Origin of the sequence: Bacillus sp. NEAU-242-2, assembly GCF_027853835.1 — a bacterium.
In the GTDB taxonomy this organism is placed as follows: domain Bacteria; phylum Bacillota; class Bacilli; order Bacillales; family Bacillaceae; genus Bacillus; species Bacillus velezensis.
On sequence record NZ_JAPNNY010000014.1, the window covers coordinates 1,172 to 11,330 of the forward strand.

Here is a 10,159-nt window from a genome sequence, read left to right on the forward strand (position 1 = left end):
TGCATTCGCTGAATTTAGCAAGTGTTTTTTTCGTTTTTTTTTGAAACGTATTTCGTTATATTCATCTCCGCCGCGGCATACGATGTAATCAAGCATGGACAAGATAAGGAGGCGTCATCAGTGAACCACTTCTACGTGTGGCACATCAGAAGGATAAAACAGCTGCTTATTATTATCATTGCCGCATTTGCAGCAGCCAGCTTTTTTTATATACAGAGAGCCGTCCCCCTTCCTGTATTTTTAACTGATAGCAGCCCGAAGGCTATTTCAAAAGGGGAAACGAAAGCGGGCGAAGTCGCATTAACATTCGATATCAGCTGGGGCGACGAAAAAGCGGTTCCGATTCTGAACGCGCTAAAAGCAAACGGTATTAAAAACGCCACTTTTTTTCTGTCAGCTTCTTGGGCGGAACGGCACCCGGACACAGTTGAACGTATGGTAAAAGACGGACATCAAATCGGCAGCATGGGATATGCGTATAAGAATTATACCAACCTAGAGGACAATGAAATAAAAAAAGACATCCTCCGGGCCCAGACCGCATTTAAAAAGCTGGGTGTGAAGAATGTTCATTTACTCCGCCCGCCGACCGGACAATTTAATAAAAAGGTTCTTGCCATTGCACAGCAGTACCGCTATTCAGTGGTTCATTACAGCGTTAACTCGCAGGATTGGACAAATCCCGGTCCTGATAAAATCATTGAAAATGTAAACAGTCATATAAAAGGCGGCGACATTGTCCTGCTGCACGCCTCTGATTCAGCAACACAGACCGAAGAAGCGCTCCCCGCCATCATTCACAATTTAAAGCAAAAAGGACTGAAAAACGTGACAGTCGGCGACCTGATCGCAAATACTGACGTCAAGTCATCAGAAGTGAAATAACTACCTCTGGGCAAACTTCGGCAGCATTAACAGCTGAAACGCATTGCAGCCCATCAGCGGAATCAGCATCAAATAAAGCCAGTCCTCATTATTCACTCTTAGCGCAGGAACCCATTCAAGCGCCGTAATAACGACCATTAAAAATAATGATGAAACGAACGTATTTTTTGAGGACTGCTTTTGTTTTATATACGCCGTCAACAGGCCGACGGCAAGCAGAGCCAGCGGCAGCCAGACAAACCCCGCAATCGAGTCATCCCGCTCACCGAAAAACAAAAATCTGACGTACATTAAATCAAAAGCGACAAACAGAATGATAAACAGCTGAAGCAGATTCCAAAGCGAGTTTGATCTGAGAATTTCAAGGGCAAACCGGTGCACCGTCAGAAAGACGAAGAATCCCATCTGGCTGATCACACTGAAAATCATGCCTACCCCGATAAACCAGATCAGAACAGAGAAAATCTGACCGGCCTCAAAATTCAGAAAGAACCCCTTGTACTCCCCCCACTTCAGTGCAAATCCCACGACGCTTGTAATAAGAGCGCCCACAGCTAAAATCGAAAAGAAAAATCGAACAAGCCCGCGGCTTTTCATCTCTTATTCATCCCCCTGACAATCGCGTTCAGCGATATTTTGTTATGTATAAATCCATTCCGATGAATCATATTAAAAATAAGTACAAGTAAGGAAGGAGCTTATGCATGTCAAAAGCCAAAACGCTATTGATAAGCTGTTTTGTTGTATTATCTGTAACAGCTTGTGCTCCAAAAGACCAAGCAGCGGATATGGATTATGACCAGACTAAAAAAATGGTTGTTGATATATTAAAGACAGATGATGGAAAAAAAGCAATTAAGGAAATATTAAATGATGATGCGATGAATGAGGCATTGGTGATTGATCAAAATGCCATTAAAGGCACAATAGAGAAAACCCTCACCTCTAAAAAAGGGGCGGAGTTCTGGAAAACCATCTTTGAAGACTCAAAGTTCGCCGAGAGCTTTGCAAAAACGCTTCAGCCCGAGCACGAAAAAATCATAAAAAAACTGATGAAAGACCCTGATTATCAGAAAAGTTTTATGCAGATCATGCAGGACCCCGGCATGGATAAAAAATACTATGAGCTGGTGAAAAGCCAAAAGTTCCGCAGTTACTTAGAAGATGTAATTACAGAGACACTTTCCAGCCCGCTTTTCAAAAAGCAATTCGAGGATGAATTGAAAAAAGCGGCTTCAAGCTCTGAAAAAGAAAGCCAATAAAAGGCCGGGCCGTGTTGATCCCGGCCCCTTTTTTATTCAGCTGTTTTTTCAATGACTTTCTGGGCGATTCCCATATAAATTTCCCCGATCGGATGACTTCTGTCATAGACAGAAGGCGCAAACTGGTCCTTGTCCCAATCAGGCTGTTTTAAAGGAATTCTGCCAAGCAGCGGCACCTGCAATTCCTCTGCAAGCTTGTCTCCCCCGCCTTGACCGAACACATATTCTCTCTCGCCGGTTTTTGCACTTTCATAATAAGCCATATTTTCAATGACCCCTACAACTTCATGATCGGTCTTAATCGCCATAGAACCCGCTCTCGCCGCTACAAATGCGGCTGTAGGGTGCGGCGTTGATACGATAATCTCTTTGCAGCTCGGAAGCATCGTGTGTACATCGAGCGCCACATCACCCGTGCCGGGCGGCAGATCGAGAACGATATAGTCAACCTCTCCCCAGTCAACCTCATGGAAGAAGTTATTCAGCATCTTGCCCAGCATCGGCCCTCTCCACACAACCGGAGCGTTTTCTTCGACGAAAAAGCCCATCGACATAACCTTTACTCCAAATCTTTCGACAGGAAGCAGTTTTTCTCCTTCAACTGTCGGGCGAACTGTAATACCCATCATGTCCGGCACGCTGAATCCGTATATATCCGCGTCGATCAAGCCGACTTTTTTGCCGAGCCGCGCAAGAGAAATGGCCAGGTTGACGGAAACCGTTGATTTGCCGACACCGCCTTTTCCGCTTGCCACCGCAAGAAAGACCGGCGGATGTTTCCTATTCAGCAGAGTTTCGCTTTCAGCAGCAGGCCGGCTGAATTTCGCCAATGTTTCTTCCGGCAGCTCTTCAAACCGCAGTCCGACAGTTTCCGCACCCGCTTCTTTCAAAACGGATACGATTTCCTGCTGAATGCCCATCTGTTCAGCCGTCCCCGTTTTTGCCAATGCAATTTTTACACTGACATGCCGTTTTTCCGGCTTGACCTTTACTTCTTTAATGGCATCCAATTCTCCCAGCGGTCTATGAAGAAAAGGTTCGCGCATGTTTCCGACTATATTTCTTACTTCATCTTCTCTTATCATCGAACCCTCACCCTTTGTGTATTCGTTTACAAATGGTATTATACCATATATTAAACGCAGAATCGGCGAAAAACCCTCCTTACTCGGGAGGGTCTCCTTTCTCTGTGAAGTATCTCAATACGCCCTTATACACGGAAGAAGCGATTTTGTCCTGATATTTAGGCTGGCCGAGCCTTTTCGCTTCCGCGGGATTGGACAGAAATCCTATTTCCACCAGCGCGCCCGGTTTGGTTACATTCTGCATTAAGTAAATGCCGTGTATCCGTTTTGCCTTTCTCGTTGTATTCTCCAAATTGATTCTCAATTCGTCCTGTATATATTTTGCCACTTTTTCATTCTCTTCGTATTTTCCATAGTAGAAGCTTTGGGCGCCGCTCCATCTCGGTGACGGTATGGCGTTCAGATGAATGCTGATATAAAGCTCCGCCTCTGAACGGTTGATGATCTCCACGCGCTTTCTCAGATCTTCCGCTTTGCGTCGGCTGTAGCCTCTCGTCCCTTCAGGAGCTAAATCAGTATCCGTCTCCCGCGTCATAATGACCAAAGCTCCCTGCTCCTGCAAATAGTCTCTGACCCTGGAGGCCACTTCGAGAGTAATGTCCTTTTCAAGGTGACTGCCTCCCGTGGCGCCTCCGTCCGGCCCGCCGTGTCCCGGATCGAGATAGATGATTTTCCCGCTCAGCGGCAGGCTCCACGGCCGCCAGGAATCATCATTATGGAATTGAAACCGGAATAAACACAATAATATGATAAAGCCAAGTAAAAAACCGAGCCATTTCAGCTTTTTTGTCATAGCTTTCCCTCCCGCTTGTCCCCGTTATTAATAAGTATGGGACAAGGGAGGAAATTATGATTACCTCATGCGGAGCTTACATTGTTTTTCCCTTTGCAGAAATCCTTCCGTCCACCAGCTGTTGATAAACCGGCAGGACGCTTCATAGATTTCTTTTTGTTCAACGGAAGAATATTGCTCATGCGTCCAATTGCAAAGATATTCAAAAAAATCGGCCGTCAGTTCTTCCTCTTCTTCAGCCGAACGGGCGTTTGCCCTCTGCAAAGACTCACCATAATAGCCAAATACGCCGAACCTGCCGCCTAATAAATACGCTTCAATTGCAAAATCTATGCATCCTTCACTCAGAATGCCGTTTTCGTCTTGAAGAAAGGGAAACAAAGGGGTAAGACATGCTTTTACGGACTGAATGATCTGCGTCAGTGACAGCTCCTTTAGTAAACTCTTCTCAAGCTCAAAATCCTTCTGCCGTTTCACGTCTGAAAAAGATAATACTTCTGCCATTGCCAGCCACGCTCCTTTTTACTGTTATTTTGAAAGGAAAAGGGAAAAAGCATGCTTTGTTGATAGTGGAAATCCTCCCAAATGAAGGAGTTTCATGTTAACTGGAAGAATAAAGAGCTGAGGTGACGTGATGAAAAAGCTGTTTCAATACAATTGGACGGTGCGTGACGAGTGGTTTATGATATGTGAAAAGCTGAGCCGGGAGGAACTGACGAAAACCCGGACAGGCGGAATGGAGAGCATCTTGCGGACTTTATTTCATATCATTGATGTCGAGATCAGCTGGGCTCGTGCCATTTTAGGTAAAGATGATGTTTTACCCGCTGAGTCTGACTATACGAGCATTCAGGATCTCAGAAAGCTGTCTGAACAGTATCGGGAGGATGTTATTCATGCGGTCTCCCGCAAAGGGCCGGATCTTGTTAAGCCGGACTGGATGGACCAAACCTTTCCTAAAGAAGATATTCTCCGCCACATCCTTGCGCATGAGATTCACCATATGGGACAACTGTCGGTTTGGGCCAGAGAAATTGGAATAGAACCGGTTTCGGCTAATGTGATCAGCCGTCCGCAGGAAAAAGCCGCAAAAAAACAGCACCTCTGACGGGATGCCGTTTTTATATTTTAATGCTTCTTGTTACGGAGTATGTATTAATGTATTCATCCAGCACGAGGCCGCCTTTGTCCTCGTAAAAACCGGCAACCATAAAGCCTGCGTCAATCTGACCTTTAATTTGATCCTCCAGCGTATGGCCGAATTCAAGCGCTTCATGATTATCAATAAGTTCCTTTACCTTTTTCTTACTCAGATCTTTTTCATCCGAAAACGGAATGGAATACTTTACTTTTAGTACGCCTTCCTGCTCTAAATCCATATCAAATAAGAACACGACGGGATTTACAAAACCGGAGACTAAAGACCCGCCTTTTTTCAATACGCGATGAGCTTCTTTCCATACCGGAAGAACCGTATCAACAAAGCAATTCGATACCGGGTGCACGATAAAATCAAATGTCTCATCATCAAAACAACTCAGATCATTCATGCTGCCTTTGACAGTCCGAAGCGTAAGATCGTCCCGCCCGGCAACCATTCTGTCTTGCGCAAGCTGTTTTTCCGAATTGTCAAAGATGGTGACGTCCGCTCCTGCAGCAGCAAGGACCGGCCCTTGCTGTCCTCCTCCTGAAGCAAGACAAAGAACCTTCAGACCGTCTATGGGCGGAAACCAATCCGCCGGCACATCTTTTCCGGGGGTCATTCTGATGCTCCAATTGCCTTTTTTTGCTTCACCAATCGTATGAGAATCAACCGCAACCGTCCATTCATTGCCTGTTTCGACTTTTTTATCCCATGCCTTGCTGTTATGTATGACTAACTTATTCATTATAACTGCGCTCCTTATTGGTAATGAATAGAGTATAACAAACAATTCTAGAAAAACATCGGATAACCTCTTCGATATGAGAAAAAAATACAAAAAAACCACAACCAAGAAGTTGTGGTTTTTGCAATCCAAAACGATTAACGTTTTGAGAACTGAGGTGCACGACGAGCGCCTTTAAGACCGTATTTTTTACGTTCTTTCATACGGGCGTCACGAGTCAGAAGACCAGCACGTTTAAGTGTTGCACGGTATTCTGGATCTGCTTCAAGCAAAGCACGAGCGATACCGTGACGGATTGCTCCAGCTTGACCAGATAAGCCGCCTCCATGTACGTTTACTAAAACATCATAAGTACCAGCTGTTTCAGTTAAAGTTAATGGTTGTTTGATATCTTCGATTAGAGCCGGAGATGGAATGTGCTCGCTGATTTCACGATTATTAACGACGATACGACCTTCTCCTGGAACTAAGCGCACACGCGCTACAGAACTTTTACGACGGCCAGTACCGTAATATTGAACCTGTGCCAAATTGGTAACCTCCTTTTTAATTAACCGCGAAGTTCGTAAACTTCAGGTTTTTGTGCTTCATGTGGATGCTCAGAACCACGGTATACGTTCAATTTCTTGAACATTTGACGACCTAGAGAACCTTTTGGAAGCATGCCTTTGATAGCAAGCTCAAGCATTTTCTCAGGGTAGTTTGTACGCATTTCAAGAGCTGTTCTTGATTTCAGACCGCCTGGGTGCATTGTGTGACGGTAGTAGATTTTATCAGTTAACTTTTTACCAGTTAACTCGATTTTTTCAGCGTTGATGATGATCACATGATCTCCAGTATCAACGTGCGGTGTGTAAGTCGGTTTGTGTTTCCCGCGAAGGATAGATGCAACTTCTGTAGAAAGACGTCCTAAAGTCTTGCCTGCTGCATCAACAACTAACCACTTGCGTTCAATAGTACTTGCGTTAGCCATAGGTGTTGTACGCATTTAATTCCCTCCTAAATGATCTGTCATTTTTTCATAAACTTCTGTTACGTTCTATTTCACAACACAATAAGTTCCGGGGCTTATCGTGGGGTTGAAATACATACCATATGATATCTTATAACTTTATGCAGACTCTGTCAAGAAAATGTTACACCTGGTTTAGTTGTCATAGCAAACGCTCCATAAATACAGCCCGTGCCCCGGTGCGGTGCGCCCCGCGGCTTCGCGATCCTTCGCTTTGAGCATTGCTTTTACATCATCGGGAGAAAATTTTCCAGCTCCTGTATCCAATAACGTTCCGGCAATGATTCTGACCATATTATAGAGAAAACCGTTTCCGGTGATCCTCATCTGCAGGCCGTCTCCGGTCTCAGTCCAATCCAGCTCGTAAATCGTTCTGACCTTATCCTGAACCGCGGTATCAGCCGCGCAAAAGCTTGTGAAATCATGTGTCCCGATGAGGTGCCTTGAAGCTTCCCTCATTTTCTGCACATTAAGCTGATATGCAAAATGGTAAGCGTAATGTCGTTTAAATACGTCCGGGTGTTTCTCCGTATATACAAAGTAGCGATATTCCTTTTGGACCGCGCTAAATCGTGCATGGAACCCATCATCCGCAATCTCTGCTGTTTTGACGGCAATATCATCAGGCAGCAGGGCATTGAGCGCAAACGGCCATTTCTCAGCCGGGATGGACAGCGGCGTATCAAAATGAATGACCTGCCCGGCAGCATGAACATCGCTGTCCGTGCGGCCGGATGAGTACACAGGCACCCTGCCGTCCGTTTTGTGGATAACAGCCAGCGCTTTTTCCAATTCACTTTGAACGGTCCGCTTTCCAGGCTGAACCTGATATCCGTTAAATAAATGCCCGTCATAAGCAATGGTACATTTCACTCTCATTCAGCAGCACCTCTAACTTCTTAAGAAAAACAATAACACGGCTAATACGATGATGAGCAGAATGGCTCCGGTATCCTTTCCGGTCCAGACGAGCTTTCTGTATTTCGTTCTCCCCTCACCGCCCTGGTAGCCTCTCGCCTCCATGGCGACCGCAAGCTCTTCCGCGCGTTTAAAGGCGCTGACAAACAGCGGGACAAGCAGCGGAACAACCGCTTTGATTCTGTCTTTCACCGGGCCGCTTGTAAAGTCCGCACCCCTCGCCATTTGCGCCTTCATGATTTTATCTGTCTCTTCCATTAATGTCGGGATAAATCGCAATGATATCGACATCATCAATGCGAGTTCGTGTACAGGCAGCTTCACCTTTTTAAAAGGATTCAGGAGCTGCTCCATTCCATCCGTTATTTCAATCGGCGTTGTTGTCAGCGTCAGCAGCGTCGTCATAAAGATAAGGTAAACGAAACGGAGGGAGATAAAAATCCCCTGTATAAGTCCGCCCTCATACACTTTAAACCAGCCAAGCTGAAAAATGACAGATCCTTCATGCGTCATGAAAATGTGTAATAAAAAGGTAAACGCCACAATCCAGATAATCGGCTTAAGCCCCTTCAGCAAAAAGCTGAACGGCACTCGTGTTAAGGCGATCACCCCGAATGTAAACAAACCGAGCAAAGCGTACGTCTGTACGTTGTTTGCCAAAAAAACGATACATACAAAAAGAAAGATGCTGACAAGTTTTGTTCGCGGGTCCAATCGGTGAATAAGCGATGATCCGGGAACATACTTTCCGATAATCATGCTGTCCATCATTGGTCCTTTTCCTCCTGAAAGAAAGCCTTAATTTCACTGGCGGCATCCTGCAGGGTCAGCATGGGTTTCTCATACTTGACTCCGAGAGCCTTCTCAAGCCGTCTCTGAAACTTCACCGACTCAGGAAGATCCAGTCCCATTTCGGCCATCTCTTCACCTTTTACAAACAAGTCACGCGGACTTCCCGTCGCTTTAATGGTTCCTTTGTGCATGACGATCATTTCGTCAGCATAGCGGGCGGCGTCCTCCATGCTGTGGGTGACGAGAACGGTAGTCAGGTTTCCCCGCTGATGAAGCGCATAGAACATGTCCATAATGTCCTGGCGCCCTCTCGGATCAAGACCGGCCGTCGGTTCATCCAAAACCAGCACTTCCGGCTCCATCGCGAGAACGCCGGCAATCGCCACTCTGCGCATCTGGCCGCCGCTGAGCTCAAACGGTGAACGATCCAAAATGTCTTCTGGAAGGCCCACAAGCCCCAGCATTTCTTTTGCTTTCCGTTCAGCGTCTTCTTTTTTTACACCGAAATTCATCGGTCCGAATGCGATGTCCTTCAGCACAGTCTCTTCAAACAGCTGATGTTCGGGAAATTGGAAAACGATTCCGACTTTTTTTCGCAAAGTCTTAAGGTCTTTATTTTTTTTACCGGCTGCCAGAATCGTGCTCCCGAGCTCAAGCTGTCCTTTAGTCGGTTTCAGCAAACCGTTTAAATGCTGCAGGAGCGTCGATTTGCCCGACCCTGTATGCCCGATGACGGCAACGTAGCTGCCCTCTTTTATCACGGCATTGATATCATACAGAGCAAGCCGTTCAAACGGTGTCTTCATTTGATAGCGGTGTTCTACATCTTTGATTTTAATGTCCACAGCTCATTCACCAGCCCTTCCTGAGTCAGATGGTTTTTCGTTAACGCCAGTCCGCTTTCTTTCAAAAGCAGGCTGAGCTGGAATGAGAAAGGCAAATCAAGACCGATGCGAACCAAGTCTTCATTTAATTTAAAAATCTCTTCAGGCGTGCCCTCTGCATATTTCCTGCCGCCGTTCATCACAATGATCCTGTCCGCCCTTGCGGCTTCTTCCAGGTCATGTGTTATCGAAATGACGGTGGCCATGCCCTGATCTTTTAAGCGTCTGACAGTATCAAGGACTTCTTCTCTCCCAATCGGGTCAAGCATGGATGTCGCTTCATCCAAAATCATAATATCAGGACGCGCGGCAATAATTCCCGCGATCGCCACTCTTTGTTTTTGACCTCCGGAGAGATGGTGCGGCTCTTGATCAAGAAAATCCTGCATATTGACTTGTGTGACAGCCCAATCTACTCTCTCAATCATTTCTTCGCGCGGAACACCATTGTTTTCTAAACCAAAAGCCACATCATCGCGAACAGTCGTTCCGACAAATTGGTTATCGGGATTCTGAAAGACCATCCCTATTTTTTTCCGCACATCCCACACGGTATCCTCAGTCAGCTTGATGCCGCCGACTTCAATTTCTCCGGCCTCAGGCAAAATCAGCCCGTTCAGCGCTCTGGCCAAAGTCGAC

14 protein-coding genes are annotated in these 10,159 nt (G+C 46.0%); 3 read left to right on the plus strand and 11 right to left on the minus strand.

The annotated features are described in order from the left end of the window. Positions 1-120: 120 nt before the first annotated feature. The gene (gene pdaB, locus OWN49_RS19310) at positions 121-885 is read left to right on the plus strand and encodes a polysaccharide deacetylase family sporulation protein PdaB (RefSeq protein WP_167859833.1); all 765 of its coding nucleotides are present in this window, start codon (positions 121-123) and stop codon (positions 883-885) included. Here pdaB and kbaA read toward each other — a convergent pair whose 3' ends face one another. Further along, on the minus strand, positions 886-1,482 hold the full coding sequence (gene kbaA, locus OWN49_RS19315; RefSeq protein WP_003156571.1) for a KinB-signaling pathway activation protein: 597 nt from the start codon (positions 1,480-1,482) through the stop codon (positions 886-888). A 107-nt stretch (positions 1,483-1,589) separates the two neighbouring features. Here kbaA and gerD point away from each other — a divergent pair, with 107 nt between their 5' ends. Beyond that, positions 1,590-2,147 carry a spore germination lipoprotein GerD gene (gene gerD, locus OWN49_RS19320; protein ID WP_007615280.1) on the plus strand — a complete coding sequence of 186 codons (558 nt, stop codon included), beginning with the start codon at positions 1,590-1,592 and terminating at the stop codon, positions 2,145-2,147. 32 nt (positions 2,148-2,179) lie between these two features. Here gerD and OWN49_RS19325 read toward each other — a convergent pair whose 3' ends face one another. From OWN49_RS19325 to OWN49_RS19335, 3 genes are all read right to left on the minus strand, one after another. Continuing rightward, the gene (locus tag OWN49_RS19325; protein ID WP_003156567.1) at positions 2,180-3,232 is read right to left on the minus strand and encodes an Mrp/NBP35 family ATP-binding protein; all 1,053 of its coding nucleotides are present in this window, start codon (positions 3,230-3,232) and stop codon (positions 2,180-2,182) included. A gap of 79 nt (positions 3,233-3,311) precedes the next feature. After that, on the minus strand, positions 3,312-4,025 hold the full coding sequence (cwlD, locus tag OWN49_RS19330; protein WP_070081277.1) for an N-acetylmuramoyl-L-alanine amidase CwlD: 714 nt from the start codon (positions 4,023-4,025) through the stop codon (positions 3,312-3,314). Positions 4,026-4,085: 60 nt separating this feature from the next. After that, positions 4,086-4,529: a DUF2521 family protein gene (locus tag OWN49_RS19335; protein ID WP_061861089.1), complete on the minus strand. Its 444-nt coding sequence runs from the start codon at positions 4,527-4,529 to the stop codon at positions 4,086-4,088. Between the two features lie 130 nt (positions 4,530-4,659). Between OWN49_RS19335 and OWN49_RS19340 the strand changes: the two genes are divergently transcribed. After that, positions 4,660-5,133, plus strand: a complete 474-nt coding sequence (locus OWN49_RS19340) for a DinB family protein (RefSeq protein WP_014304222.1) — start codon at positions 4,660-4,662, stop codon at positions 5,131-5,133. A 13-nt stretch (positions 5,134-5,146) separates the two neighbouring features. Here the strand turns inward: OWN49_RS19340 and OWN49_RS19345 are convergent, their stop codons facing one another. The 7 genes from OWN49_RS19345 to OWN49_RS19375 all read right to left on the minus strand — a co-directional run. Beyond that, positions 5,147-5,914, minus strand: coding sequence for a class I SAM-dependent methyltransferase (locus tag OWN49_RS19345; RefSeq protein WP_146276005.1), 768 nt, complete (start codon positions 5,912-5,914; stop codon positions 5,147-5,149). 137 nt (positions 5,915-6,051) lie between these two features. Next, on the minus strand, positions 6,052-6,444 hold the full coding sequence (gene rpsI, locus OWN49_RS19350) for a 30S ribosomal protein S9 (protein ID WP_003225846.1): 393 nt from the start codon (positions 6,442-6,444) through the stop codon (positions 6,052-6,054). A 20-nt stretch (positions 6,445-6,464) separates the two neighbouring features. After that, the gene (rplM, locus tag OWN49_RS19355; RefSeq protein ID WP_003156556.1) at positions 6,465-6,902 is read right to left on the minus strand and encodes a 50S ribosomal protein L13; all 438 of its coding nucleotides are present in this window, start codon (positions 6,900-6,902) and stop codon (positions 6,465-6,467) included. Positions 6,903-7,061: 159 nt separating this feature from the next. Further along, positions 7,062-7,805 (minus strand): tRNA pseudouridine(38-40) synthase TruA, encoded by a 744-nt coding sequence (gene truA, locus OWN49_RS19360; protein WP_071392197.1) that lies wholly within the window; start codon positions 7,803-7,805, stop codon positions 7,062-7,064. A 12-nt stretch (positions 7,806-7,817) separates the two neighbouring features. Further along, positions 7,818-8,615, minus strand: a complete 798-nt coding sequence (locus tag OWN49_RS19365; RefSeq protein WP_014304219.1) for an energy-coupling factor transporter transmembrane component T family protein — start codon at positions 8,613-8,615, stop codon at positions 7,818-7,820. After that, positions 8,612-9,481 (minus strand): energy-coupling factor ABC transporter ATP-binding protein, encoded by an 870-nt coding sequence (locus OWN49_RS19370; protein WP_014416754.1) that lies wholly within the window; start codon positions 9,479-9,481, stop codon positions 8,612-8,614. The genes OWN49_RS19365 and OWN49_RS19370 overlap by 4 nt, the downstream gene beginning before the upstream one ends. Further along, positions 9,457-10,159: energy-coupling factor ABC transporter ATP-binding protein (locus OWN49_RS19375; RefSeq protein WP_270908875.1), on the minus strand; the 703-nt coding region annotated here is incomplete at its 5' end. The genes OWN49_RS19375 and OWN49_RS19370, both read right to left, overlap by 25 nt.

Bases quoted from the DNA above. Each gene is read 5' to 3' on its own strand.
- OWN49_RS19365 (WP_014304219.1), bottom strand. From the start codon at position 8,615: ATGATGGACAGCATGATTATCGGAAAGTATGTTCCCGGATCATCGCTT.
- kbaA (WP_003156571.1), bottom strand. From the start codon at position 1,482: ATGAAAAGCCGCGGGCTTGTTCGATTTTTCTTTTCGATTTTAGCTGTG.
- OWN49_RS19325 (WP_003156567.1), bottom strand. From the start codon at position 3,232: ATGATAAGAGAAGATGAAGTAAGAAATATAGTCGGAAACATGCGCGAA.
- truA (WP_071392197.1), bottom strand. From the start codon at position 7,805: ATGAGAGTGAAATGTACCATTGCTTATGACGGGCATTTATTTAACGGA.
- OWN49_RS19335 (WP_061861089.1), bottom strand. From the start codon at position 4,529: ATGGCAGAAGTATTATCTTTTTCAGACGTGAAACGGCAGAAGGATTTT.
- cwlD (WP_070081277.1), bottom strand. From the start codon at position 4,025: ATGACAAAAAAGCTGAAATGGCTCGGTTTTTTACTTGGCTTTATCATA.
- OWN49_RS19340 (WP_014304222.1), top strand. From the start codon at position 4,660: ATGAAAAAGCTGTTTCAATACAATTGGACGGTGCGTGACGAGTGGTTT.
- OWN49_RS19345 (WP_146276005.1), bottom strand. From the start codon at position 5,914: ATGAATAAGTTAGTCATACATAACAGCAAGGCATGGGATAAAAAAGTC.
- gerD (WP_007615280.1), top strand. From the start codon at position 1,590: ATGTCAAAAGCCAAAACGCTATTGATAAGCTGTTTTGTTGTATTATCT.
- rplM (WP_003156556.1), bottom strand. From the start codon at position 6,902: ATGCGTACAACACCTATGGCTAACGCAAGTACTATTGAACGCAAGTGG.